Origin of the sequence: Lysinibacillus sp. NPDC094403 (genome assembly GCF_050278745.1) — a bacterium.
GTDB lineage: Bacteria > Bacillota > Bacilli > Bacillales_A > Planococcaceae > Lysinibacillus.
Genome location: NZ_JBNNTL010000026.1, coordinates 16,474 through 42,364, shown reverse-complemented (window position 1 = coordinate 42,364; position 25,891 = coordinate 16,474). Strand labels below are relative to the sequence as shown.

Below are 25,891 nucleotides of genomic sequence, written 5' to 3'. Positions count from 1 at the left end.
TCATGAACGAATTAAAATAAAACTCAACGGAAAAAGTCCCGTTGAGTTTCGAAAAGCTTCATAAAAAAGTTCATATTTTTGGGGTCAGATCACTAATCCCCAAGGAGTCGCCCAGTCTCCACTCCAATCAACCATTTCACTTAGCATGTATTTTTATCTGGTATTTCATTCTAATTTAGAATAATAAGACGTAACTTCAGCAATGATTTTTCTGTGCGAAAGCGAAGCGTCAGCAAAAACAGATATACAATCGCCCTAACTGTTATAAGTCTATTATGAAGAGCAACCATTTGTTCACTTTTGAAATGCATAGATTTTATAAAAGTTCTACACTATTGCTGATTGTAGTGGAAGGCTACTCGACTCCCGTGGGAAAGCGAGACCCTGCACGAAGCGAAGCGGAGGAAGCGGCTCGACGCTCGCCCACAGGAAAGCGAGTAGCCTGGAACGGAAATCATCATTCACAAAGATTACCTTAGCCATTTTGTTTTTCATTGTACATCTGATTTAATCATTTCAAATAATAACGGCACATTCGTTCCGCGCTGTAACGAATTACAGTCCTCCATTAAAAATGACCAACTCATTTTCATTTTTTCTTTATATGGAAGTTCAGCGTTAACTGGAAGAAATTCTTTTAAAAACTCTTCTATGGAGGTCGATAAACTTTCCATAAATTCATCAGCCTTTTGCACCTTTTCCGTTGCTACTTCATTGCGCTCATTCCATAGTACATGTTCTAAGTTTGTAGAAAAATAGAATAGCTGATACGGTATTCTTAATCGATGAATGCTAAAATGATCATTTGCCACAAGGATTTTGGCATTATTCGCCTTCATTTCATTTCGTTGTTCGATTTGCTCCTTACGCTTCTCAGATTTCACCAATATTGCATCTTCTGTATAGTATAAATTTTGCTCAATATCTTCCTTCACCTTGACAAATTCGGGGGCAATAAAACAACCATCTGCATCAGTAATATGAACGACAGCGGTTAAATCCTTCGCTAAAAACTTATACTTCTCCAAATAGCTCTGAATCACTCGCGCGACACTATTTTTAATATTAGGTATTCTTTTATTAGCATCCCACTTCGTTAAAATATCCTCTCGTTGTACATCAAAGCGAATTGTAGAATTGGAGAAATGTTCATCTAGATAATCCTCTAAAACAATTTGCTCCGTCTGCCCCTCTACAATGATTAAAAGAACCTTTTTAGTCACACTGGACACCTGCTTTTCTAAAGGCACGCTTTATTTTTAATGTCTTCGTTTCTTTATAAACCTCTTCATCCTGTCCGCCCAACTGAATTGCACGTAAATAAACATCTCGAGCATTATTTACCTCTTTAATACCCTTTAGCTGCATATAACGCCGATCCTCATTCGTTGTCGTAAACCATAAGTTTTTAATAGCTAGCACCTCTAACACACGTAAATTATGAGACGTGAAAATAAGCTGGCCTTTTCCGTCCTCATCAATCACTGTTAACAACTCGCCTAACAAATATTCAAAAACACCAGAATCTAATTCATCAATTACTACACAAGCATTTGGGTTATTATAAACTGCAATAAGCACACTTAGTACAGATATAATTTTCAAAATTCCTTCAGACTCTGTCCGTAATGGTAATACGCGATCCCCTCGCTGCGATAAAAATTCAAAACGAATTCCTTTTTCCCCATTATCCATAGTTTGTTTTGTAATTACATTAATCTTTATACTTAGGCCTGGAATAATCGCTGATAATACACGATTACTTTGCTCTATCACTTCACATAACACATAAAACGTATCCTCTGGCAATAACGCTGGCCCCTTCAAATTGTATGGTATAGAACCACGAGTTTTTTCTAGATGGATACTAAAGGGCATGATGCGCTCTTCAAATAATGGTGCGATATTTTGATTATTAACGACATGTAAATCTCGATTAAAATCTATTGCCAAATTATGAAGCAATTGCATTTCTAGCTCTGACAGCGTGTCCTGTAATAACGGCTTTAAATCTTTGTGAAAGACAAAGGACGCATACTGTTTTTTAGATAATTGATGAATGACTAGTAATTGAATACGCTTTTTTTCATTCATATCAGAAAGGTTTGTTTTACGTATTTGTATGTCTTCCTCTGTAACATTAATTAGAATCTTTGAACGTTTCCCTTTCTCATTTTCTCTGTAAGCTATTCGTTCAACCGTTGTATATAGTCTGTTTTCATCTTCTTGCAACTCTACATAATAATTGAGGAAGAATGTGCCAAATTGATTTTCTATAAGAAACTCGAACTCAATACTTGCCGTATCCTCCCCTGCCATAATTAATCGCTTTTCCTGAGATGGCAATTTAATTTCAGCTATCCAGCCGGAAATAAGTGCCTTTAACAAGCCGAATGCATCAACAATAGTTGTTTTCCCTGAACCGTTTTGTCCGTATATACCTACAACATTAGCCTTAAAAAATGTCTCAAAATTCACAGTTAAAACAATTTCACCATGTCGTACATTTCGTAAATTTTGTATCTTTATTCTTTTGATTTTTATAATGGTCATTTATCTAAACACCCTTCAACAGCATTTCCTTCTATTATAATTAAATTTGATATATTTTATAACACTTTCTATTTTAGCGAATTATACCTTTATCGATCATTCGCTTAGTTTAATGCCTATGACAATAATAATAGTAGGCATATGTTAGAAAAGAAAAAAGAAGAAAGGTGTGTTTCATTGGTCAATCCTAGATTAAATCCCGAAGATATTGATGTTAACATTCCGTTTCACCCTACTATGCCTTCTGGTAGCCCGTATCCAACACGTCCAACACAGCCATATCCATCGCGCCCTTCACAGCCATACCCGCCACAACCATATCCACCACGTCCTCCGCAGCCATACCCGCCACAACCATATCCACCGCGTCCTCCGCAACCATATCCGCCACAACCATATCCACCTCGTCCTCCACAGCCATATCCGCCACAACCATATCCACCTCGTCCTCCGCAACCATATCCGCCACAACCATATCCACCTCGTCCTCCGCAACCATATCCGCCACAACCATATCCACCGCGTCCTCCGCAGCCATATCCGCCACAACCATATCCGCCACGTCCTCCGCAACCATATCCGCCACAACCATATCCACCGCGTCCTCCGCAGCCATATCCGCCACGTCCTCAGCCATTCCCAGGAGGGCAATATCCTAGCTTACCCGGTTTACCAGGTTTAAACCTACCTGGCATGTAGATTTGTCACCTGATATATGGAAGTCCAAGATAAATCACTATAGCAAAAAAGCTATCCAGGAGTTCAAATACGAACTAATGGATAGCCTTTTTATTATTTATTAGAAACTATTATTGACTTATAAAAAACTGAGGACATGGCTTCTCGCTTACCCACGGGGGTAAACATCAAAACAAATGTTTTACAATCAACTTACATAACAACGTTCCTGATTATTTTATATTAAAAAAAGGTTACTTTTTTATAAAAATATCTATACTATAAAAAATTTTATAGACTAAAAAACTAAATACTCATTTAATTTCCGTAGATTTAATGTCGAAATAGTAAGTTTTCTGGGTTGTTAACCTTATTTTTTGGCAGTATAGTTGTTTAATGTAAGGATATGAATGGATTATTTTGCATTCATTCTATTTGTAACAAAATGGTACATAACTTTCAAGAATATTTACATCTACGTTACCAATTGTAGCGATTTTTTCTCGTTACATTCGGACAATCACGCCACAATTGTCCTAATTTGAAATATGTTTTGTATATTATTTTAGGAGGAAGAGCATGAGAAAAAGTAAGAAACAGCATACGTCCATCAGTAAAAAGTTAACAGCTATAATGTTAAGTATTTTATTACTATTCGGATTAGTCACTTTAGGTCTTTCCTATTATATAGTCAAGAACAGTAATTTAAAAGATATGGACCAATCTCTTTATGACAAAGGATTGATTCTATCCAAAACCATAGATCTAAAGACACTGAAATCTGTATTGAAGGAGCCTAATGCTAGTAACCCCGATGTCCTTCGTTTGACAAAAGAAATGGATGCTATAAACGATCAATCCGATATTATTACGAACCTTTATCTCATTACGTTAGATGGAGAAAAAATAAATGCACCGGTTCTTTCATCTAGTGTTCTGGATGTGGGAGCTGAATATAACCAAGACATGATAGCAATGGGCCTATCTTCAGATTTCCTTGCAAGGATTAAAGAGGTATTTGAAACAAAGGAAGCTACAGCTACTGAAATATATAGCGATGAGTATGGTAGCTATAAAACAGGAATTACACCTATTTTTGATGAAGATGGATCTATTATGGCTGCCTATGCAATGGACTATGATGTATCAATGGTGACCGCTAAGGCGATGTCAGAAGTAATGTGGATACTTTTAGTGACAGTTACTTTCTTAATTGGTTCATCTATTGCAGTTTACTCTCTTTTAAAAAGAAAATTAAAACCAATCCAACTACTATCTCGACAATCTAGAAAGGTAGCAGAAGGTAATTTAGAGCTTGAGCCTTTACCTGTATCATCAACAGATGAAGTCGGCATGCTAACAGAAAACTTTAATTCAATGATCGAGAATTTGAGAACGGTTATTAAAAGTGCAACAAATGTTTCTACCCATGTTTCAAAGTCCGCAAATGTTTTATCAACCAATATGCAGGAGGCAACAGATTCTTACAATAGTGTAGCTTCATCTATGCAAGAGATTGCAGGAGGCGCTGATTTACAAGTACAAAAAGCACAAGAAAGCTCCATTACAATTGAGGAAATGAGCATAGGTATTCAACGAATTGCCATGACATCCAATCAAATTTCGGAATCTTCTATCCTTGCCTCAGAAGAAGCTGAAAAAGGCAATGCATCTACTAATAAATCTGTAGCACAAATGAATGCCATTAGTAAGGCTGTAAATCAATCAGCATCATCTGTAAAAATGCTTGGTGAACATTCAGGTAAAATTGAAGAAATCGTCGGTATTATTACAGGGATCGCTTCCCAAACAAATTTACTTGCGTTGAATGCAGCAATAGAAGCTGCTCGTGCTGGAGAAGCTGGAAGTGGTTTCGCTGTTGTTGCAGACGAAGTTCGCAAGCTTGCTGAGCAATCAGAAGCTTCAGCTAGTGAAATTTCTACGCTTATTTCCCATATCCAGCGCGATACGTATGAATCCGTAAATATTATGACACGAGCTGTGGAAGAAGTGGACAATGGTTTATTGATGATTAATGATTCAGAGAAATCATTTAGTCAAATTTTCACTTCTATTCATCATGTTACTGGGCAAATTCAAGAACTATCTGCAACAATTGAAGAAATGGCTGCGGGTATGGAGGAAGTAACTTCTGCTGTTAAGGATATGGAAGACTTCTCGGTAAATTCAAGAGATAATACGAGAGCAGTAGCCGAAACATCTGCATCTCAACTTAACACTGTGCATAAAGTTTCTGAAGAAGCCCAAGCACTGACTGACTTATCAAATGAATTATTAAATGTTGTCAACACTTTTGTAGTGAAGTAAAGAAAACTCCATTCGAAAGTTCCGAGTGAAGTATTACTGCCAATTATATGCGAGACAAAAATGAAAGGCGCTGTCTTATAAGTAAATTCTGTTTATTGAGAGACTTATAAGACAGCTTCCCTTTTTAAAATAGGAGTTGTAATAATTGAATATAAAACAAGAAATACCACTTTCTCAAATGAAACAACCCGAACAACAAATCCCTCCATCTGATCGTACACAATTGTTAAACGAAGAGGATTTGTTATTATATTCAACTTTAAATCAAACAAAAGCGTACTATGACAAGAGTAAAACAATACCTGACGCATTTTATCAAGCAGCTAATCAGTTTACTGACCGAATAGCATTATCATTTGATGGTGGTATGATGACATATCGTCAGCTTAATGAACAATCCAATCAAATTGCACATATGTTAGTTGCCAGTGGTTTGCGAAAAGGTGATAAAGTAGCGATTGTCATGGAACGAAGTAAAGAAACAGTAATTGGTTTGCTAGGCGTATTAAAGGCTGGAGGCATATATGTCCCCGTTGATCCTAGCTATCCGAAAGAACGTTGTCATTACCTTTTAAACGATACAGGTGCCCCATTCATATTAACAAAAGATGAATATACTCAATTGATTAATGAATTAATACATAATGATTCCCTATCTCGCACCGTTTTTACAATGAATCGGATGGAGATAGCCTTTCCAAAAGAAAATGTTCATATTGCCCTTAGTCCAACTGATTTAGCCTATATTATTTATACATCGGGATCGACAGGCCAACCAAAGGGCGTCATGCTCAAGCATGAAGCTGTTATTAACTTGATTACGGATAATCAAAGAATCTACCGGACTACGAAGGCTGACGTATTTTCTCAGTTTATCTCTTACAGTTTTGACCCATCTGTTACAGAAACATTTACCGCTTTCTTTTCAGGTGCAATATTACATATGTTAACAAGCGTCGAACGTATATCCATTGAGGCATTCGCTGATATGGTTGCACGCGAACAAGTAACAACAGCTACTGTGCCAAATGCATTTTTTACACAGCTTGCTACACACCTTCCTTTAGAATACCGTGAAAAATTATCGTCACTTAATTATTTGTCAGTTGGCGGAGAAGCTCTAATGCCCGCTGTCGTACAAAGATGGCAAGAAAAATTCGGTACAGCGACTGAGATTATTAACGTTTATGGACCGACTGAATGTACTGTGCTGTCCTCCTATTACAGAGTAAAGGATGTAATAACAGACAATCAGGCAAGTATTCCTATCGGTAAGCCAATTGCTAATTATGAGATGTATATTGTTAATAAAGATGGTCAGCTTTGTCCTATTAATGAAATCGGAGAATTATGTATAGCTGGTACTGGTTTAGCAGCAGGCTACTTAAATCAGCCAGAGAAAACCGCTGAGGCATTTATCCCCCATTTATTTAAATCAGATGAATGGATGTATCGAACAGGCGATTTAGTTCGTTTATTGCCAAGTGGTGTTATTGAATTTGTCGGACGTAAAGATTCTCAAATTAAAGTAAGAGGTTTTCGTATTGAGCTTGGGGAGATTGAAACGGTATTAAGCAATCATCCTAGCATTCAAGAAGCCATCATACTTGCGAAGAAAATGACAGATGGTAATAATAGTTTATCCGCCTACTACACTGTATCTAAGGGTAATCAGGTAGAACAAGCTTCGATTAGAGATTTTTTAGCAAGTAATTTACCAGATTATATGGTTCCTGAACGTTTCTTTGAATTACAGGACATGCCATTGTCTCCAACAGGCAAAATTGATCGTAAACAATTAGCTTCAATGGAGGTAACTACATCTCTTAACAGTCCATATGATGCGCCTGAAAACGATATACAACAATTATTAGCAAATGCTTGGGAAAATGTGCTGGGCATAGAGCGCGTAGGAATTCATGATAACTTCTTTCATATTGGTGGACATTCATTGAAGGTGCTTGAAATTCTTGTACAAGTGAAAAAGCATATTCCATTTTTAAAAATTCAAGATTTCTTCCAACATCAAACCATTGCAGAGCTTGACGATTATATTAGTAACTATCAACCTGAGGATCATGATCATCAAGATCAGACAGCAAATTCAATATTGAAGGAACTGATGGAGCCCATTGCTCTCCCCGTCTCTCAAACAGTAAAATCATTACCGATGAATACCGTTCTGTTAACTGGGGCGACTGGCTATTTAGGAAGTCATGTGCTATATGAGCTATTAATGAAAACAAGTGCGCATATCTACTGCCTCATTCGACCAAATGCACAAATATCACTTGAAGAAAAGCTAATGGAAAGTATGCTATTCTATTTTGAAAATGATATAGATGTCCTTATGGAAAATCGAGTAACAGTTATTCAAGGAGACTTGGGGAAACGTGGCCTTAATTTATCTATGAAGGATGAGCAGACAATTATTGCAGAAATTGATGCGATTATTCACTGTGGAGCAGATGTAAGGCATTTTGGCTCAACAGATCATTTTAATGATGTAAATGTTGAAGGTACGAAATATTTGCTTGAACTAGCAAAGAGCAAACAAGGTATCCATTTCCACTATGTATCAACATTAGGTATTCCAGAGGAACTTGCTGCACATCAATGGGGCCCCAATGAAGCACAAGGTAACTTTAATTATGATATTAAGCTCGATAATGTTTATACACAAAGTAAGCTAGAGGCTGAAAATCTTGTTCGAAATGCAATAAACGATCAAATTCCAATTTCAATCTATCGTGTTGGAAATTTAACTTGTCATTCCGTCACAGGGAAATTCCAACGTAATATAGACGATAATGCTTTTTACCGAATGATTAAGTCTATGCTTTACTTAGGTAAAACACCAACAGCTAATTGGCATGTAGATTTTACACCGATTAATTATGCTAGCCAAGCATTAGTTGCTCTAGCTTGCCAACCAACATCAAACGGACAAATATTCCACCTGTGTAATCCTGTTCCTCTAACCTATCTAGATTTTATCAAAATGCTGAAGGACCTCGACTATGAGTTAGACATTGTAACTGCACAGGAGTATACGGACTGGCTATTACATGGTGAGCATTCTGAGGAAACGAAAGAATATTTATCTTTAGCCATCGCACAGCTCGAAGGTGATGGAGCAAGTGATTCACCGTTTGTCTTTAATAGCAAAAAAACGCAGGAATTTTTAGCGAATACTGATATCACATGCGAAGCTCCTAACCCAGCTTTTATTCGTAATATGATGAATTATGGTATTAAAATAGGCTATTTTCCTGAGCCAATGCCTGTCGAAGTTCGATAATTCCAGGATTACAACGATGGGTAATTAGATCAGTAGTACAACCTAGGATAGGTTGTACTACTTTTTTATTAAAAAGAAAAGTAAATTAATTATGTCACGGCATAAATGCGTCCGGAATCGGCTTTGTGCTTAAGCCTGCAAATGTTTTTTGAGTGAAAGCGTAGCGGCAGCGGCAACAACACGATGCAAGTCCATGTTTATAAAAATTTTGAGAATACTACATATTTCTTCATTTAATGAACAAAGTATGTAGTGAGGTGAATCTATGTGTAACGTAAAAAAAATATCTTTATGTATGATTACCCTAATATTATTTAATTTGAACATTGTATCTTCTTACGATGCTGAAGAACCAAATAGATTTTATGAGCTTAAAGCAAAAATAAAAGGCCTAGAGAATCGTTTGAATAGTCTTGAGCCGATAAAACCTCAAACAATTGCTGACCCTCCTTTTCCAGAATTATCTCTCCCATCAAAATTTGATACACTTTCACATGTGATAGAGAATGGCACTAAAATTCCTTATGATGTTATCATCAACAATCCTGGCTATCGGAGACCCGCTTATGAAGAATATTGGCATAGTTCAATCGGTCGGTGGAGCTATGTCCCAACTAGAATTCATTATGCACTACATCGACTATTTACGAATTACGATGTTGCTCTTTCTGATTGGTATGACTTTGAACAAAATATGGGGTTCAAGATTCCAACGTTTCAACATAAAACTGATTTAGATTTATATATTGTCACGTTCCAAGCTGATATTATAGCAGTTTATACGTTAGGAAATCAGGTGGTCGTTGTTGGAAGCCCAAGAAGAATTGGTGCTCAAGTGATTACTATAAAAACAAGCGCTATACATCCCTCAAATAACGAAGAATCTTTACTTGTACAATTATCCACTCAAGCAGGTGAAGAAATCGATTATTCTCTTATCTCTTATATTCCTCCTGATTTTAGGTTGAAGCAAAAAGAATAAGTCTAAAGCTCTTTTTCAGGGTTTTATTAGCTTTATCAGCGATTGTTGGGATTTATCAGCGATTGTCGAGGTTTATCAGCGATTTTGCTATTTTTATCAGCGATTGTTGGGATTTATCAGCGATTTTGCTATTTTTATCAGCGATTGTCCATATTCTATCAGCGATTCACTGAAAAATATTCGCTAAAGCATAAAAATCACTTCTCAAATTTGAGAAGTGATTTTTATTTGGCTGGAGCCGTAGATTACATCATGCCGCCCATGCCGCCCATGCCGCCCATACCAGACATATCTGGCATTGCTGAAGCTGGTTCTGGGATGTCTGCTACAACTGCTTCTGTTGTTAAGAATAGAGCTGCTACAGATGCTGCGTTTTGTAGAGCTGAGCGAGTTACTTTCGCTGGGTCTACTACGCCCGCTTCAATCATGTTTACCCATTCGCCAGTTGCAGCATTGAAGCCTACACCGATTTTTTCGCGTTTTAGACGATCTACGATAATTGAGCCTTCAAGACCCGCGTTGTTTGCGATTTGACGAACTGGTTCTTCTAAAGCACGTAGAACAATTTTAATACCAGTTGCTACGTCGCCGTCTTCTACATTTGCAACTTTTTCAACTGCTGCATATACGTTAAGAAGTGCTGTACCACCACCTGATACGATTCCTTCTTCAACTGCTGCACGAGTTGAGTTAAGAGCATCTTCAATGCGAAGTTTGCGCTCTTTTAGTTCTGTTTCTGTTGCAGCACCAACTTTGATTACTGCTACACCACCTGCTAATTTTGCAAGGCGTTCTTGTAATTTTTCTTTATCGAATTCTGAAGTTGTTTCAGCAAGTTGAGCACGGATTTGACCAATACGGCCTTCGATTGCATCTGCACTGCCAACACCTTCTACGATTGTTGTATTGTCTTTTGTAACAACAACTTTTGCAGCGCGACCAAGTGATGTAATATCAGCTGATTTAAGGTCTAAGCCTAATTCTTCTGTAATTACTTGACCACCTGTTAAAATTGCGATATCTTCAAGCATTGCTTTACGACGATCACCAAATCCTGGAGCTTTAACCGCTACCGCATTGAATGTACCGCGAAGTTTGTTTACTACAAGTGTTGCAAGAGCTTCACCTTCAACATCTTCAGCGATGATTAACAGTGGACGACCTTGTTGTACCACTTGTTCTAATAATGGTAATACTTCTTGAATGTTTGTAATTTTTTTATCAGTAATAAGAATGAATGGGTTGTCTAATACAGCTTCCATTTTATCTGTATCTGTTACCATGTAGTGTGATGCATAGCCACGGTCGAATTGCATACCTTCAACTACATCAAGCTCAGTTGTGAAGCCTTTAGATTCTTCAATAGTAATAACACCATCGTTACCTACACGTTCCATTGCCTCTGCAATTAATTGACCTACTTCATCATCAGCAGCAGAGATAGCCGCAACCTGTGCGATTTCCTCTTTGTTGCTTACTGGGCGAGAAATAGCGTGTAATTCTGTAAGGGCTGCTGCAACTGCTTTGTCGATCCCTTTACGAATACCTACAGGATTTGCACCAGCTGTTACGTTTTTCAAGCCTTCACGAATAATTGCTTGAGCTAATACTGTTGCAGTTGTTGTACCGTCACCAGCGATTTCATTTGTTTTAGAAGCAACTTCTGCTACTAATTTTGCACCCATGTTTTCATATGGGTTTTCTAGTTCGATTTCTTTTGCAATTGTTACACCATCATTTGTAATAAGTGGTGAACCGAATTTTTTTTCTAAAACTACGTTACGACCTTTAGGCCCTAGAGTAATTTTTACTGCGTTTGCTAATTTATCTACACCTTGTAGCATTAATGAACGAGCGTCTTCTGAGAATTTAATATCTTTTGCCATTTGAATTTACCCTCCTGGAATGGAATATTCGTTAAGCTTCATCAATATATTTATAAAAATTTCGCCATACTGTCATCGTCATCGACCCATTTGTTTATCTGTGACGATCACTCAAGGCATTTACTTTAATCAAGCTAAAATATTAATTTATTCAATAATTGCAAGAATATCGCTTTCGCGTAAAATTAGGTATTCATTACCTTCATATTTAACTTCTGTACCAGAGTATTTTGAGAAAATAATGCGGTCGTCAACTTTAACGTCAAGCTCTACACGTTGCCCGTTCTCTAATATACGACCTGTCCCAACTGCTACAACTTTACCTTCTTGCGGTTTTTCTTTTGCAGAGTCTGGCAGTACAATACCGAATGCAGATTTTTCTTCTACCTCGATTAGTTCGATTACAATACGATCTCCTAGTGGTCTTAACAAGTGAAACAACCTCCTATTAATAAAATGTATGTTCAAGCGTTTTTAGCACTCTACACAGACGAGTGCTAACACAATTATTATGATAATCAATCGTACTTTTTTTTGCAAGTCAGAACTACGAAAAATTTTGTTTTCTTTCCATATTCCTCTACAATAGAAAGATAGCATAATGAATGGAAAGGATTTTGACTGTGAACAATTCTCAAAAAATATTTAAACATAAAAAAACAGCCCTTTATGTTTTATTGATCTATATTCTCATGCAAATATCAGGTAGATGGCTGGCACAACCGTTTCACAAGCTTGTTATGAGTACAACCGGTTTACCTAGTGAGCAAGCTGCTCCACTTACGCAAGGCTGGTATATTGCACTTAGCTTTGCCATTGCATTAATTCTAAGCTTAATCATAACATCTCGCGATAAAGCGTTTTGGGATATTTATCAAGGAAAGAAAGAAACTATACCACTGTCAATTATGTGGGGAATTATTGGTTTCTTCCTAGTTTTTATTGGCCAAATGATTGGCGCAGCTATCGAAATGGCTATATTCGGTATCCAAGGTGGGTCGCAAAACACAGCTGATATTGTAGCTATTGCAAAAGGTGCTCCTATTGCGATATTAGCAATTGTCGTATTTGGACCAATATTAGAAGAGTTCGTCTTCCGCCGTGTTATTTTTGGATCGCTTGTCCAAACAACTAATTTCTGGGTAGCCGGTATAGTAAGCGCAATATTCTTCGCACTTATTCATTTCGACTTCTCACATATCTTGCTTTATACAATCTGCGGATTGATTTTTGCCTTCTTATATCACAAAACAAAACGTATTTGGACGTCCATTATCGCCCATGTCATGCTGAATGGTTTTGTGACACTTGTACAATTGTATGCAGAACCATTGCAAAAGTTTCTTGAACAACTAGAAAAAATGCAATAAAAATCAGTGGAAGTTTTTCTTCCCACTGATTTTCAGGTAGATATAACGACGAAAAAGCTCGATGCTTCTAATTAGCATCGAGCTTCTATTTTTATTGATTCAATTCTTCGATTTGACGGCGCTGCTGTTCAAGTGCCTCTTCGACCTGGCGTTTTTGCTCAGCTTCTTGTTCTTCCTTCATTCGCATTTCCTCTGATTTTAAGTATTTCTTATAGCCAACACGGGAAATCATAATGCTAATTTCATAAAGCATAAATAACGGTACTGAAACCATTAAGTGTGAAGCTAATTCAGGTGGTGCGATTAGAGCAGCACATACAAATAAACCAAAGTATGAGTACTTACGAATACGAATTAGTAACTCAGGCGATAGAATCCCAATACGTGAAAAGAACAAGACGACGATCGGTAATTGAAAAAGAAAACCAAAAGGTATTGTAAGCTTAAATAAAAACGAAAAATATTCATGTATGCCAATCGTTTGCTGAATTTCTAATTCATTTGATAAATTCATCATAAACTTTATGACGTAAGGGAATAGTAAAAAATATGAAAAAGATAGCCCTGCTAAAAACAATATAAACGAATACGGGATATAGCTTAAGGTTGCTTTTCGTTCCACGTCCCTTAGTCCGGGGCTAATAAATGCCCACAATTGATACATCAATACCGGAGAAGATAGAATAAATGCTATTAAAAAAACGACTTGGATATAAATTGCAAGTGGTGTTACTACATCAAACGCATGAAGCTCTATATTATAATTCGCTCCAGTAGTTTGAAGGTATTTAACAAGCGGTTTCGCAACAAAAAAGCCGCCAGCCATAGCGAGAACAAAGAAAACGGCAACAATAAAAAGCCGTTTTCTTAATTCTTCTATATGCTGAATGACAGTTAGATCTTTTGGATTCATTCCTCAAACATCCTAACTTTACTTATCTAGTTCTTTCTTTTTCTTGTCATCATCATCTTCGTCGGCTAATCCTTTAGTAGCATTTTTGAATTCACGTAATGTTGAACCAAATGCTTTACCAAGCTCCGGTAACTTCTTAGGACCGAAAATTAGTAATGCGACAATTCCGATAATAATGAGGCTCATAGGACCAATACCACCCATTAAAGCCACCTCCTCTTTATATCCATCATTTTAACGCATATTTCGCCATTATGCTAACTAATAATATGTGAAAGTTTTTCGCCACTCTCTCATTTTACTACATACCTCTATTGACAAAAAATGTGAGCTATACTTAAAGTATGTACATTTATCACTCTTCCTGATTACGAATTAAATAAATAAGCGCCTGTAATTCTACCGATAAATCGATTGTTAAAAGTTGCATTTTATCTGGTACAGTAATACGCTCTGGCGTAAAGTTCAAAATTCCTTTTGCGTTCATTACCGCTAATCTATCAGCCATTTTCTGTGCGGAACGTGGTGAAACTGTTAAAATTGCAAGCTCTGCTCCATATTCTGCATACTTTTCTTCCAATAAATCAGGATGAAAAACAGGAATATTGCTAATCATCTTACCTTCCTTCGGGGCCTTTGAATCAAATGCCACAACGATATGAGTATTATGATTTTTTTGAAAATTATATTTTAATAAAGCACTACCTAAATTACCTACACCAATTAACGCTACTTTTGTCGCTTCATGTTGATCGAGCGTTTGACTAAAAAATTTTAAGAGATGCTGCACATCATAGCCGTATCCCTTTTTCCCTAGAGCACCAAAATAAGAAAAATCACGGCGAATAGTTGCAGAATCAATTTTCATCGCTTCACTCAGTTCCTTCGATGAAATGCGCTCCATGCCTTCTTGTGCAAAGTTTTGAATAAATCGATAGTAAAGAGGAAGTCTTTTTGTAGTGGCTTGTGGAATTTTTAATTCTTGTTTCAAACTTTTTCCTCCTTATATGTATCAAATAGCATGATACATACTTAATTAACTATTTACTAAGTTTATAATATTCACTGGAGTATTCCCCTTTAGTTAATGGCGCTTTTACGCACTAACTAAAGGGAAATCGTTTCAATCTTACATGACAGCTTAGCATAAGTAAAGCCTCGACATTGCAAGCGAATCGCTCATCTATTACACTAAGGAAGAATTGAGGTGTCAAGAATGATTGTTTTACAGGTCAATCAACTATATAAATCCTTCCTTGCAGATGAAATTTTAAGTGGCGTAAAATTAGAGGTTCAACATCGTGACCGCGTTGCATTAGTAGGTCGTAACGGTGCTGGTAAGTCCACTTTACTTAAAATAATTGCTGGTCAAATGTCATATGACTCTGGCGATATAATTATTCCTAAAGGTGTACAAATTGGATATTTAGAGCAACATGCTGGATTAAATTCAACATTGTCTATTTGGGATGAAATGATGACAATTTTTGAACCGCTTATTGCACAAGAACAAGCACTACGGTCACTAGAACAACAAATGGCTGATCCCACTGTTTATGAGAATTCTACTTTATATGCAAAAATAATGTCTGAATACGATCATTTACAGCATACTTTTAAGGATGCGGGTGGCTATCAATATGAATCTGATACACGTTCTGTCCTTCATGGCATGCAGTTTTATCCTGAGGATTACCAAAAGCCAATTAGCTCACTATCAGGGGGACAACGAACTCGTTTAGCACTCGCTAAACTTCTTTTAAGTAAACCTGACCTATTAATACTCGATGAACCTACTAACCATTTGGATATTGAAACCCTCTCTTGGTTGGAATCATATTTAAAAGGCTATGAAGGGGCTATTCTAATTGTTTCCCATGACCGCTACTTCTTAGACCAGGTTGTTTCCATTGTCTACGAAGTCTCTCGTCATCGTGTCACAAAATATACAGGCAATTATAGTAACTATTTAGATGAAAAAGCGAAAAATTATGAGCGTGATTTAAAGCTATTTGAACGACAACAAGATGAGAAAGCCAAGCTTGAGGAATTTATTCAAAAAAATATTGCTCGTGCTTCTACTACTAAAATGGCACAAAGTCGTCGTAAAATGCTTGAACGTACAGAATGGATGGATTCCCCTGATGGCGATGAAAAGTCAGCAAGCTTCGGTTTTACAATTGAACGTCAAAGTGGTAATGATGTATTATCTATTGATGACTTAGCGATAGGTTATGGTGATAAGAAAATATCAAGCGGCATCACATTACGTACTTTCCGCGAAGATCGAATTGCATTAGTTGGACCAAATGGTGTTGGTAAATCAACTTTATTAAAAACGATTGTCAAAGATTTGCTACCACTCTCTGGAGAGATTCGCTATGGTACAAATGTTCAAATTGGTTATTATGATCAAGAGCAGGCAAAGTTATCGAGCAATAAAAGTGTTCTAAAAGAGTTATGGGATGAATGGCCATTAATGAATGAAAAAGATATTCGCTCGGTGCTTGGCCGTTTCTTATTCAGTGGAGAAGAAGTAGATAAAACTGTGTCGTCTTTATCTGGTGGAGAAAAAGCTAGACTTGCATTAGCTAAGTTAATGATGCAAAAGGCAAATTTCTTAATTCTCGATGAGCCTACCAATCACTTAGACTTAGATAGTAAAGAGATACTTGAAAACGCACTTATCGATTATCCTGGAACGCTCTTATTTGTATCGCATGACCGATATTTCATCAATCGAATCGCTACTAAAGTAATCGATCTATCTGGAGATGGTTCCTTTGAGTACTTAGGTGACTATGATTATTATCTTGAGAAGAAACAAGAGCTATTAGAAATTGCACAAATGAAGGCTGCCGCTCAACCGCAAGTACAAGCTGATGTACTTGAGAAGATATCTACCTCTAAAATTGATAAAGAGGCTAAAAAACGGGAGCGCCAAATTAGACGCATGCTTGAAGAACTAGAGGGGAAAATGCAACAAGCGAATCTTGAAATAGCTCGATTAGAAGAAGCCCTTTGCGATCCCGAGATTTTCACAGACCACGAAAAAATTACACAGCTTCAAGATGAACTATCAACAGCTAAGGAACAATACGAGTTATTTGAAATGGAATGGCTTGAGCTAAGTGAAGAACTTGAAAATATTATTTTATAACATCCCTCTGGAGTGGAATATAACTTGTAAAGCCATGTGCCTTGTCGCATGGCTTTTTACTTTACTCGCCTTGATTTTTCATATATATTGGTCAAGTGCTATTTTTCGACAAAAAATGCCCACAGCTTTATACACACAATAAATCTAGTAATATCAACATATCAACAGACTTTTCCACATTGTCCACAATTCAAAATTATTTTATCCACATCACTTTGTGCAAAACAGGCTACTATATATTGAATAATCACAAGTTATGCACAAGTTATCAACATTTTGTGCATAAGTACGAATGTTCGATGTTTTAATTGCTCTTTACCTGTGGATAATTTTCCGAAAAATTTGTCAACTTATTAAATCTAATTTTCTTATAAACAATTTTTTCTCAACAATTTTTTCACAAAAGCAAAAAGAGGTATTTTAGAATCAACTCTAAAACACCTCTTTTCTATAATCAATTATGCCTCAGCATAATTGCGTCCGAAATCGGCTTTGTGCTTGCACAAAGAACTCCTTTCCGATTTTGTGACATCCGCCGGAGGCTTTAACTTCTGAAAGAAGTTAAACCCAGGATTTTAACTCCATACCTGGGCGACCGTTCATTGATAAATTACCGCGAATACCTGCTTCAAACATTGGTGTTGCTGCTGCCCCTATCATAGCGGCATTATCTGTACACAACTTTAATGGTGGCACATAAAACGGGATACCTTCTTCTGCAAATACAGAATCAAGTGATGTACGTAAGCCTTTATTTGCCGCTACACCTCCCGCTGCAATAACCTGTTTCACTTTATATTCGCGAGCTGCCCGTAATGTTTTCGCAGTTAACACTTCAACTACACTATCCTGAAATCCTTTGGCAACGGCAGTCGGATAAATTTCTTCACCACGTTGATCCATATTATGTTTGTAATTAATAACCGCTGATTTCAAGCCGCTAAAGCTAAAATCATAAGAATCTTCCTCTAACCACACTCTTGGGAAGGATACAGCCTCATCTCCCTCATGGGCTAACTTATCAATTCGCGGGCCACCTGGATACGGTAAGTCTAAAACACGCGCAACTTTATCATAAGCTTCTCCAGCCGCATCATCTCTCGTCTCACCGATGACTTCAAAAGAGCCATGTTCTTTCATATAAACTAGCTCTGTATGGCCACCCGATACAACAAGTGCTAATAATGGGAATTCCATTGGCTGCACGAGTGCATTGGCATATATGTGTCCTGCTATATGATGTACACCGATAATCGGTAAATTATTGGCAAATGCAAAGGCCTTCGCGGCATTAATCCCAATTAACAATGCACCTACAAGACCAGGACCCTCAGTAACTGCCACAGCATCTAAATCTGCTGGTTTCATATTTGCCTGTGCTAATGCTTCTTCTATGACAACTGTAATTTGCTCAACATGATGACGAGATGCGATTTCAGGTACAACTCCACCAAATCGTTTATGACTTTCTATTTGAGAAGCAACCACATTTGAAACAATTTCAGAGCCATTTCGAATAATCGCTGCTGCAGTTTCATCACAGCTCGATTCTATTGCTAATATAATTCGATTTTCCATTATAAATTCACCCACATGACAAGGGCATCCTCCCCGTTATCTGTATAATAGCCTTTACGTATACCACCGTCTTGGAAATCAAGCTTTCGATAAAGATTTTGAGCAACTGTATTTGTTACTCGTACCTCTAAACTCATGACTTCCATTCTATGCTCTCTAGCAATACACATTGCCTCACGCATTAATCCTTCACCAATTCCGCGACCGCGAGCAGCATCTATAACGGCTACGTTCGTAATTTGCGCTGCGTCTATAACCATCCACATTCCACAAAAGCCGATAATGGTATTATATTCATCTATAGCTAGCACATAATGTGCATACTGATTTTCATGCACTTCATAATAAAAAGAATCTAACGTCCAAGGTACAGGGAATATAGCAAGCTCAATTTCATATACTGCTGGGACATCATCAGATACCATTTTACGATATGTTACATTACTACTCATGTGCCTTCTCCTTTTGTTCCTTCAGCCAATTCGCCTCCGCCTCTGCAATACGTTTGTATTGCGGGACAAAATGATGCACTGCATCCACACTTGGTAGCTCTACTTTCGTTGCTAACCGAACTGTTTCACTTGCTCGTGGTAAATCATTACTAGAAGGTGTGCGTTGCGCATAATCACCTAGCACCTCTACGATTTTATGCCAAAAAACATCTACATCTACTCCAACAAATAAAACCGGTGCCTCTAAAGCCTGCAAACGCTCTAACAAGCCATCAATATGATCGTGATAATCATCAATAATCGCTTCAAGCCCATAACCTTTGTAAACAGCCGTATAGACATTTCCTCTTCGCGCATCAAAAATAGGACAAATAAACCCATCATATAGTGATGCATTTGCAGCCAATGACTTTAAGCTAGATATTCCAACTAAAGGCTTTTTAAGTGTCCATGCTAATGTTTTAGCGAGCGTCACACCTATTCGTACACCGGTATAAGAACCAGGTCCTTCTGATACAGCAATCGCATCCAACTCACTTGGTTGTAAGCCAGCCTTTGCTAGCACTTCTTCAATGGCTGGCATAGCACCTGCTGAATGCGTTAATTTTATATTTTGTACAATCTCTGCGATCACTTTCCCATCCCTTATTACAGCAATAGAAAGTGGTGCATTCGCTGTTTCAATCCCTAACCAAATCATTTCATTAGCTCCTCACATAATGCCTCATATCGCTTGCCAAGAGGTGTTAATACAAATCGTCGTTGATTTTCTCCGATTCGGTAAATCTCTATTCCAAGACGCTCCTGTGGTAAATCCTGTTCAATCAAATGAGCCCACTCTACAACTGACACCGCATCACCATAAAATAGTTCGTCCCATCCAAGATCCTCATCGCTTTCTGCTAAACGATAAACATCTAAATGATTAAATGGTAAACGCCCCTCATATTGCTTTACAATCGTAAATGTCGGGCTATTGACCGTTCTCGTCACACCAAGTCCCTTCGCTAATGCTTTCGTAAATGTCGTCTTACCTGCGCCCAAATCACCCTCTAATGTAATTGTATCTTGGGCTTCTAGTAAACTTGCTAGCTTCAACGCAAAATGTTCAGTATCATCAAGTGAATTCATTATTTTTTCATACATCATCTCTTTTTCCTCTCCTAGCTCCATTACTTCTAGTTTACCGAAACAAGCGTAAATGTTCAAAACATCCAATGGAATTCAAAAAAAACAATTACACCTTGGCGTAATTGTTTCAGCTTGTCGACAAAATATTAATTACTGTGTATTTAATAAACAAAGGTATTTTCACTCCAAATAGTACTCGTTATGGGGTGAGTCGTAAGTTGAATCTACTAATCAATTGTGCCTTGGCTAAATCACCGTTAGCGTTATTAAACTATGTGCTGAATAAAGATAAAACCATTTATAAAAATGAGCTTATTTTTTATGCCCCTTTATCTCAGTAACCTCTTTATCAACCAATTTATCATCTTTAAATCGTACTATATATGTTTTTGTCATAAGTATTTCATCATTCCAGCGGTATTGATCTTTTTTTACTATGTCTCCTGCTCCTCCTGCAATTTTTACCACTTCCATATATGACATACCTTCTTTTAATTTTTCAAATTCAGCTTCATTCATATTTTTCTGCCAATGGTACGCATTGGACTCCTCTATGTCTAAAATAGGATCTCCACAACCTGCTAGTATTACAATAGCACCTATAAGTAAGCTTATATTCATACGTTTTATGTAAAAATAATTTCGCATGCTAACACCTCCAAATTCTTCATACGAGGAGAATCGATAAAATAGTCACTCTTATTAACGAGCTAAAAATCTATGGATACCCCAACAAATATTATAGAACCAATTTTATTGATATCCACCAATTTCCTTATATTAACAATAAAAAAAGTTCTTATGATTTAAAAGCATCATAAGAACTATATTATCGTTTATAATGGCGGTCCCGACCGGGATCGAACCGGCGATCTCCTGCGTGACAGGCAGGCATGTTAACCGCTACACCACGGGACCTCTCTAAGACATCTATAAATATATCATAAGAAAATGTCACATGCAATACTTTTTTCATATTTTTTTAGCTTTTCACCAAAATATATACTTGATTTCACATTCCACTACCATAGGACGCTTTTTAGCGGGTGTGACCTAGCCTTCTCGTCGTTCATACTTTGCTCTTATGAGGGTAGCAGAGAGCCTTATTCTGTGACGAAAGCATGGTGACGATCCAATTCTTTAATGATTCTCCATCTTTTGGCATCGATATTGCAAATAAATTAAATAGATTCAACAAACTATTTCATAAGGAGGTCGTTTCAATGACTCGGTACATCTTAACTCGAATCGGCTACATGATAATTACGTTATTTATTATCATTTTGCTTTCATTTTTGCTTATGAAGGCATTACCCGGTTCTCCATTTAATGATGAACGCTTACCTGAAACACAAAAAGAACTACTTTACAAAAAATACGGTCTAGATAAACCGGTACCTATCCAATTCGGTATTTACTTAACAAATCTTGTACAAGGGGATTTAGGTATTTCATTTGTTCTTGATAATCGTCCGGTTACAAAAATCATTCAAGAACGTATCGGCGCCTCTGCCATTCTAGGATTTCAAGCCGTTACTGTCGGTACTTTAATAGGCTTACTGTTAGGTATCGTAGCGGCACTAAGACACAATACCATTATAGATTACGGGGCTACCGTTTTAGCTGTGCTCGGTATCTCCATCCCATCCTTTGTATTTGCAGGCTTTTTACAATATTGGGTTGGTGTCAAACTAGGCTGGCTACCAATCGCCTTTTGGAATGGTTTTGAATACTCAATCTTACCAACAATCGCTTTAGCGGTCGGTGTTGTTGCAACAATTGCCCGTTTTACACGAATTGAAATGTTAGAAGTGCTCAATCAAGAATATATCTTAACAGCAAGATCAAAAGGACTGTCGAATCCCTATATCATTACAAAGCATGGAATTCGAAATGCGCTGATCCCAATCATTACTATTATCGGACCATTAACAGTTAATACGATTACTGGCTCACTTGTTATTGAAAAAATTTTCAGTATCCCTGGGTTAGGAGAGCAATTTGTTAACTCCATTATTACGAATGATTACCAGCTTATTATGGGAACCACAATCTTTTATGCTGTTCTTTTTGTAAGCGTTATCTTAGTTATTGATATTTTATACGGATTCATTGACCCTCGAATTCGTGTTACAGGAGGCGAGTAATTTATGACAACAAAAGTAACTGAGAATGCAACGGTAAAAAAATATCCTCCTGATTTATTTGAGCCTGCCTCTCAAAGTGAATTTATCGATGATTTTACGTATCGTCCTGAACAATCATTTTGGCAAGATGCATGGCTTGGTTTACGCAAAAATAAAGCAGCCATTGTTGGCTTATGTATTATTATTCTCGTTATTTTACTAGCTATTTTTGGTCCATTTATGAATAGTCATGGCTACGATGAACAAAATATTGCGCGTACAAATTTACCACCAAAAGTTCCTGTTCTTGAGAATATTTCATTCTTAGGTTTGAACGGTGTTGATAGTCGTGGCGTTGACCAATACGAAGCAAAAGGTATAAGTGAATATTTTTGGTTTGGTACAGATGAATTAGGTCGGGATTTATGGACACGTATTTGGCAAGGTACACGTATCTCTCTTTATATTGCTTTTTTAGCAGCAACGATTGATTTAATTATAGGGGTTGCTTACGGTGCTATTTCAGCATTTTACGGTGGTCGCACTGATAATATCATGCAACGTATTATTGAAGTGTTAGTTGGTATCCCTGGGCTAATTATTAATATACTTCTCATTCTTATTTTAAAACCAGGAATCATTTCTATTACTATTGCAATGGTTATCGTCGGGTGGATTAGTATGGCTCGTATCGTACGAGCACAAATACTAAAGTTAAAAACATATGAGTTTGTTCTTGCTTCTAGAACGCTCGGTGCTAGTAACCAACGCTTGATTTGGAAACATTTAATTCCTAATACACTAGGTCCGATTATTGTAGCTACTACTTTTACCATTCCAGGAGCTATCTTTACTGAAGCATTACTAAGTTTTATCGGCCTAGGACTACAGCCACCAACTGCTTCCTTGGGAACGATTGTTAATGATTCTTATAAATTACTACGTATTTATCCACATGGCATGATTTTTTCATCCATTGTCATTAGCTTAATTATGATTAGCTTTAATTTACTCGGTGATGGACTGCGTGATGCATTCGATCCAAAAACACGTAAATAAGGAGGGGTGCGAATTGAAAAAAATATTAGAAGTTAAAAATTTAAGTATTTCATTTAATACACAAAATGGTGAGGTTCAGGCTGTACGCAATGTATCATTCGACTTATTTGAAGGTGAAACACTAGCAATCGTTGGCGAGTCGGGCTCTGGAAAATCAGTTACTGCTAAAAGCCTATTACGATTAAACCCTACTGAAACAACAATGCTGAAAAACGGTCAAATTTTATATAATGAAAAAAATATTTTAACGTGCAGAGAGCAGGAAATACGTGCAATTCGTGGGGCTGAAATCTCAATGATTTTCCAGGATCCCATGACTGCATTAAACCCCACGATGACAATCGGTAGTCAAATTGCAGAGAGCATAAAAAAACATACAACATTACGTGGTAATCAAATTACAGAACGCGTGATTGAACTATTACAGCTTGTTGGCATTAAAGAAGCGGATAAACGATATAAACAATATCCTCACCAATTCTCTGGAGGAATGCGTCAGCGTATCGTTATCGCGATGGCACTTGCTTGCGAGCCTCGTATTATTATTGCCGATGAACCTACCACAGCTCTAGACGTTTCGATTCAAGCACAAATTCTAGAAATATTAAAAAACATTCAAAAAAAGATGAATCTTTCTATTATATTTATTACACACGATTTGGGTGTTGTAGCAAAAATGGCAGATCGTGTTGCCGTGATGTATGCCGGAAAAATTATTGAAATTGGCTTAGTTGATGAAATTTTTTACCATTGTCAGCATCCTTATACACAAGGTCTACTCGCTGCAATGCCAAATCCAGATATTGAAACCGACACACTGTACGCTATTCCTGGAACACCACCAAACTTACTGCATCCGCCGGCTGGAGATGCCTTTGCTGCTCGTAATAACCAAGCACTCAAAATCGATTTTTTAGAGGTGCCACCTATGTTTAAGGTCAGCGACACACACTATGCTGCAACTTGGTTATTGCATGAGCAAGCGCCTAAAATGATACCAATTCATCAACAGTTAGCCCAAGCTGAACGCAAAGAACGTGAAAAAGCTCCTGTATTTGATACAACCAACCCGTATTTATCATTAAAAGGAGTAAAACAGCATTTTAAATTAGATAAAAACACTATCAACAAAGCTGTAGATGGCATTACTTTTGATATTTATAAAGGTGAAATCTTCGGTTTAGTTGGAGAATCTGGCTGTGGTAAGTCCACGACAGGGCGCTCGATTATTGGACTCAATATTATAACAGATGGCGATATTCACATCGACGGTAGGAATATTAATGAGGCAAAGACGAAGCAAGAAAAATTAGCCTTTAATCACAAGGTGCAAATGATTTTTCAAGACCCTTATTCTTCCCTAAATCCACGTATGAAAATTGCTGATATTATTGCAGAAGGTCTTGCTATTCATGGTGTACGGAAAAGCGAATGGAAGGCAAAAGTTTATGAGCTATTAAATATAGTAGGTTTAACAAAAGAATATGCTAATCGTTATCCTCACGAGCTTAGTGGCGGGCAACGTCAGCGTATTGGTATTGCACGTGCACTTGCTGTAGAGCCCGAACTAATCATTGCTGATGAACCAATTTCCGCATTAGACGTATCAATCCAAGCACAAATCGTTAATTTATTGAAAAAGCTACAAAAGGAACGTGGACTGACATATCTATTTATTGCCCACGACTTGTCGATGGTGAAATATATTAGTAACCGTATCGGCGTCATGCATCGAGGGAAAATTGTCGAGCTTGCAGAAAGTCAAGAGCTCTATGATCACCCTATCCACCCTTATACAAAGGCATTATTATCTGCAATACCACTGCCTGACCCAAAACTGGAACGTGAACGAAAACGTATTATTTTTAATGAAGCCGAATATAACGCTACTAATAGAGAAAGTGAAAGCTTTACTGAAGTACGCCCTGGCCATTTTGTCATGCTGACAGAAGAGGAGCTTACCCAATACTATCAAGCAAACAGTGAGCGCTTACCGCTATGAAATTAAAAACAACTATATTGTTTACTGGTTGCATTTTCATATGTTCTCTTCTCTATACATTACTCTTAAAACAATCAATGACAATGCTGACTATAATTAATCATACTTTTCTTGCTTCACTTGCTTTTACAATCGTTGGGGCAATCTTGTTTGTTGTGCAAGGTGGGCTTTTTAATGGTATCGCTTATAGCTTTAAACGCTTTTTTGCTCGTGTCACTAAAAACGGCACCTACACCTATGAGTTAGATGGTAACTTAGAATTCGTACAAGCGCCATCTTATACCTTTACCTATCCACTGCTACTAGCAGGTTTGATTGGCTGTATAATGACAACTATTTTATCTCTTGTTTTCTATTTATAGATTCTTTTTA

The 25,891-nt window shown here is 37.2% G+C and carries 22 protein-coding genes and 1 tRNA gene; 9 read left to right on the top strand and 14 right to left on the bottom strand.

Annotated features, from left to right (window positions below):
- Window positions 1-491: 491 nt before the first annotated feature.
- The 3 genes from ACQKMV_RS22375 to ACQKMV_RS22365 all read right to left on the bottom strand — a co-directional run bounded on the left by ACQKMV_RS22375 (window position 492) and on the right by ACQKMV_RS22365 (window position 3,190).
- Complete coding sequence (locus tag ACQKMV_RS22375) at window positions 492-1,223, bottom strand: hypothetical protein (protein WP_427506576.1); 732 nt, start codon at window positions 1,221-1,223, stop codon at window positions 492-494.
- Window positions 1,216-2,553 carry an AAA family ATPase gene (locus ACQKMV_RS22370; protein ID WP_427506575.1) on the bottom strand — a complete coding sequence of 446 codons (1,338 nt, stop codon included), beginning with the start codon at window positions 2,551-2,553 and terminating at the stop codon, window positions 1,216-1,218. The genes ACQKMV_RS22375 and ACQKMV_RS22370 overlap by 8 nt, the downstream gene beginning before the upstream one ends.
- A gap of 235 nt (window positions 2,554-2,788) precedes the next feature.
- Entirely contained in the window at window positions 2,789-3,190 is a 402-nt protein-coding gene (locus tag ACQKMV_RS22365; protein ID WP_427506573.1) for a hypothetical protein, read from the bottom strand.
- A gap of 620 nt (window positions 3,191-3,810) precedes the next feature.
- Between ACQKMV_RS22365 and ACQKMV_RS22360 the strand changes: the two genes are divergently transcribed.
- The 3 genes from ACQKMV_RS22360 to ACQKMV_RS22350 all read left to right on the top strand — a co-directional run bounded on the left by ACQKMV_RS22360 (window position 3,811) and on the right by ACQKMV_RS22350 (window position 9,842).
- On the top strand, window positions 3,811-5,559 hold the full coding sequence (locus ACQKMV_RS22360) for a methyl-accepting chemotaxis protein (protein WP_427506572.1): 1,749 nt from the start codon (window positions 3,811-3,813) through the stop codon (window positions 5,557-5,559).
- Window positions 5,560-5,704: 145 nt separating this feature from the next.
- Window positions 5,705-8,860 carry an amino acid adenylation domain-containing protein gene (locus tag ACQKMV_RS22355; protein ID WP_427506570.1) on the top strand — a complete coding sequence of 1,052 codons (3,156 nt, stop codon included), beginning with the start codon at window positions 5,705-5,707 and terminating at the stop codon, window positions 8,858-8,860.
- A gap of 265 nt (window positions 8,861-9,125) precedes the next feature.
- Complete coding sequence (locus ACQKMV_RS22350; RefSeq protein ID WP_427506569.1) at window positions 9,126-9,842, top strand: hypothetical protein; 717 nt, start codon at window positions 9,126-9,128, stop codon at window positions 9,840-9,842.
- 245 nt (window positions 9,843-10,087) lie between these two features.
- Here the strand turns inward: ACQKMV_RS22350 and groL are convergent, their stop codons facing one another.
- Window positions 10,088-11,728, bottom strand: coding sequence for a chaperonin GroEL (gene groL, locus ACQKMV_RS22345; RefSeq protein WP_427506567.1), 1,641 nt, complete (start codon window positions 11,726-11,728; stop codon window positions 10,088-10,090).
- A 147-nt stretch (window positions 11,729-11,875) separates the two neighbouring features.
- Complete coding sequence (groES, locus tag ACQKMV_RS22340; protein ID WP_049667833.1) at window positions 11,876-12,160, bottom strand: co-chaperone GroES; 285 nt, start codon at window positions 12,158-12,160, stop codon at window positions 11,876-11,878.
- A 173-nt stretch (window positions 12,161-12,333) separates the two neighbouring features.
- On the opposite strand from groES, the gene ACQKMV_RS22335 reads away from it, so the two are divergent.
- Window positions 12,334-13,098, top strand: a complete 765-nt coding sequence (locus ACQKMV_RS22335; RefSeq protein ID WP_427506565.1) for a CPBP family intramembrane glutamic endopeptidase — start codon at window positions 12,334-12,336, stop codon at window positions 13,096-13,098.
- Between the two features lie 91 nt (window positions 13,099-13,189).
- On the opposite strand, the gene tatC is transcribed toward ACQKMV_RS22335, so the two are convergent.
- The 3 genes from tatC to ACQKMV_RS22320 all read right to left on the bottom strand — a co-directional run bounded on the left by tatC (window position 13,190) and on the right by ACQKMV_RS22320 (window position 15,002).
- On the bottom strand, window positions 13,190-14,011 hold the full coding sequence (gene tatC, locus ACQKMV_RS22330; protein WP_427506563.1) for a twin-arginine translocase subunit TatC: 822 nt from the start codon (window positions 14,009-14,011) through the stop codon (window positions 13,190-13,192).
- A gap of 18 nt (window positions 14,012-14,029) precedes the next feature.
- Window positions 14,030-14,215: a twin-arginine translocase TatA/TatE family subunit gene (locus ACQKMV_RS22325; protein WP_010857065.1), complete on the bottom strand. Its 186-nt coding sequence runs from the start codon at window positions 14,213-14,215 to the stop codon at window positions 14,030-14,032.
- 151 nt (window positions 14,216-14,366) lie between these two features.
- Window positions 14,367-15,002, bottom strand: coding sequence for a redox-sensing transcriptional repressor Rex (locus tag ACQKMV_RS22320; protein WP_132364235.1), 636 nt, complete (start codon window positions 15,000-15,002; stop codon window positions 14,367-14,369).
- Between the two features lie 225 nt (window positions 15,003-15,227).
- Here ACQKMV_RS22320 and ACQKMV_RS22315 point away from each other — a divergent pair, with 225 nt between their 5' ends.
- On the top strand, window positions 15,228-17,171 hold the full coding sequence (locus ACQKMV_RS22315) for an ATP-binding cassette domain-containing protein (protein ID WP_427506561.1): 1,944 nt from the start codon (window positions 15,228-15,230) through the stop codon (window positions 17,169-17,171).
- 561 nt (window positions 17,172-17,732) lie between these two features.
- Here the strand turns inward: ACQKMV_RS22315 and tsaD are convergent.
- The 6 genes from tsaD to ACQKMV_RS22285 all read right to left on the bottom strand — a co-directional run bounded on the left by tsaD (window position 17,733) and on the right by ACQKMV_RS22285 (window position 21,250).
- The gene (gene tsaD, locus ACQKMV_RS22310) at window positions 17,733-18,749 is read right to left on the bottom strand and encodes a tRNA (adenosine(37)-N6)-threonylcarbamoyltransferase complex transferase subunit TsaD (RefSeq protein ID WP_427506559.1); all 1,017 of its coding nucleotides are present in this window, start codon (window positions 18,747-18,749) and stop codon (window positions 17,733-17,735) included.
- The gene (rimI, locus tag ACQKMV_RS22305) at window positions 18,749-19,201 is read right to left on the bottom strand and encodes a ribosomal protein S18-alanine N-acetyltransferase (protein WP_427506558.1); all 453 of its coding nucleotides are present in this window, start codon (window positions 19,199-19,201) and stop codon (window positions 18,749-18,751) included. The genes tsaD and rimI overlap by 1 nt, the downstream gene beginning before the upstream one ends.
- Window positions 19,194-19,901: a tRNA (adenosine(37)-N6)-threonylcarbamoyltransferase complex dimerization subunit type 1 TsaB gene (gene tsaB / locus ACQKMV_RS22300; RefSeq protein ID WP_427506556.1), complete on the bottom strand. Its 708-nt coding sequence runs from the start codon at window positions 19,899-19,901 to the stop codon at window positions 19,194-19,196. Before tsaB ends, rimI begins: the two co-directional genes overlap by 8 nt.
- Window positions 19,898-20,347 carry a tRNA (adenosine(37)-N6)-threonylcarbamoyltransferase complex ATPase subunit type 1 TsaE gene (tsaE, locus tag ACQKMV_RS22295; RefSeq protein ID WP_427506579.1) on the bottom strand — a complete coding sequence of 150 codons (450 nt, stop codon included), beginning with the start codon at window positions 20,345-20,347 and terminating at the stop codon, window positions 19,898-19,900. The genes tsaB and tsaE overlap by 4 nt, the downstream gene beginning before the upstream one ends.
- A gap of 297 nt (window positions 20,348-20,644) precedes the next feature.
- Window positions 20,645-20,980, bottom strand: a complete 336-nt coding sequence (locus ACQKMV_RS22290) for a hypothetical protein (RefSeq protein ID WP_427474215.1) — start codon at window positions 20,978-20,980, stop codon at window positions 20,645-20,647.
- Between the two features lie 194 nt (window positions 20,981-21,174).
- A tRNA-Asp gene (locus ACQKMV_RS22285) sits at window positions 21,175-21,250 on the bottom strand.
- A gap of 305 nt (window positions 21,251-21,555) precedes the next feature.
- On the opposite strand from ACQKMV_RS22285, the gene opp3b reads away from it, so the two are divergent.
- Genes opp3b through ACQKMV_RS22265 form a run of 4 tightly spaced genes read left to right on the top strand, consistent with a single transcriptional unit; the run spans window position 21,556 to window position 25,881 of the window.
- Window positions 21,556-22,479 carry an oligopeptide ABC transporter permease gene (gene opp3b, locus ACQKMV_RS22280; RefSeq protein WP_427506554.1) on the top strand — a complete coding sequence of 308 codons (924 nt, stop codon included), beginning with the start codon at window positions 21,556-21,558 and terminating at the stop codon, window positions 22,477-22,479.
- Between the two features lie 3 nt (window positions 22,480-22,482).
- Window positions 22,483-23,517 carry an oligopeptide ABC transporter permease gene (gene opp3C / locus ACQKMV_RS22275; RefSeq protein WP_427506553.1) on the top strand — a complete coding sequence of 345 codons (1,035 nt, stop codon included), beginning with the start codon at window positions 22,483-22,485 and terminating at the stop codon, window positions 23,515-23,517.
- Window positions 23,518-23,530: 13 nt separating this feature from the next.
- Entirely contained in the window at window positions 23,531-25,519 is a 1,989-nt protein-coding gene (locus tag ACQKMV_RS22270) for an ABC transporter ATP-binding protein (protein ID WP_427506551.1), read from the top strand.
- A complete protein-coding gene (locus ACQKMV_RS22265) occupies window positions 25,516-25,881 on the top strand; it encodes a DUF3899 domain-containing protein (RefSeq protein WP_427506549.1) in 366 nt (121 codons plus the stop codon). The genes ACQKMV_RS22270 and ACQKMV_RS22265 overlap by 4 nt, the downstream gene beginning before the upstream one ends.
- Window positions 25,882-25,891: the final 10 nt, after the last annotated feature.

Coding starts and splice junctions, on each gene's coding strand:
- ACQKMV_RS22360 (WP_427506572.1), top strand. CDS start 3,811: ATGAGAAAAAGTAAGAAACAGCATACGTCCATCAGTAAAAAGTTAACA.
- ACQKMV_RS22350 (WP_427506569.1), top strand. CDS start 9,126: ATGTGTAACGTAAAAAAAATATCTTTATGTATGATTACCCTAATATTA.
- groL (WP_427506567.1), bottom strand. CDS start 11,728: ATGGCAAAAGATATTAAATTCTCAGAAGACGCTCGTTCATTAATGCTA.
- tsaE (WP_427506579.1), bottom strand. CDS start 20,347: ATGTATGAAAAAATAATGAATTCACTTGATGATACTGAACATTTTGCG.
- ACQKMV_RS22290 (WP_427474215.1), bottom strand. CDS start 20,980: ATGCGAAATTATTTTTACATAAAACGTATGAATATAAGCTTACTTATA.
- tatC (WP_427506563.1), bottom strand. CDS start 14,011: ATGAATCCAAAAGATCTAACTGTCATTCAGCATATAGAAGAATTAAGA.
- ACQKMV_RS22370 (WP_427506575.1), bottom strand. CDS start 2,553: ATGACCATTATAAAAATCAAAAGAATAAAGATACAAAATTTACGAAAT.
- tsaB (WP_427506556.1), bottom strand. CDS start 19,901: ATGATTTGGTTAGGGATTGAAACAGCGAATGCACCACTTTCTATTGCT.
- ACQKMV_RS22265 (WP_427506549.1), top strand. CDS start 25,516: ATGAAATTAAAAACAACTATATTGTTTACTGGTTGCATTTTCATATGT.
- ACQKMV_RS22325 (WP_010857065.1), bottom strand. CDS start 14,215: ATGGGTGGTATTGGTCCTATGAGCCTCATTATTATCGGAATTGTCGCA.
- opp3b (WP_427506554.1), top strand. CDS start 21,556: ATGACTCGGTACATCTTAACTCGAATCGGCTACATGATAATTACGTTA.
- ACQKMV_RS22335 (WP_427506565.1), top strand. CDS start 12,334: ATGGAAAGGATTTTGACTGTGAACAATTCTCAAAAAATATTTAAACAT.
- ACQKMV_RS22315 (WP_427506561.1), top strand. CDS start 15,228: ATGATTGTTTTACAGGTCAATCAACTATATAAATCCTTCCTTGCAGAT.
- tsaD (WP_427506559.1), bottom strand. CDS start 18,749: ATGGAAAATCGAATTATATTAGCAATAGAATCGAGCTGTGATGAAACT.
- rimI (WP_427506558.1), bottom strand. CDS start 19,201: ATGAGTAGTAATGTAACATATCGTAAAATGGTATCTGATGATGTCCCA.
- ACQKMV_RS22365 (WP_427506573.1), bottom strand. CDS start 3,190: ATGGCTGAGGACGTGGCGGATATGGCTGCGGAGGACGCGGTGGATATG.
- opp3C (WP_427506553.1), top strand. CDS start 22,483: ATGACAACAAAAGTAACTGAGAATGCAACGGTAAAAAAATATCCTCCT.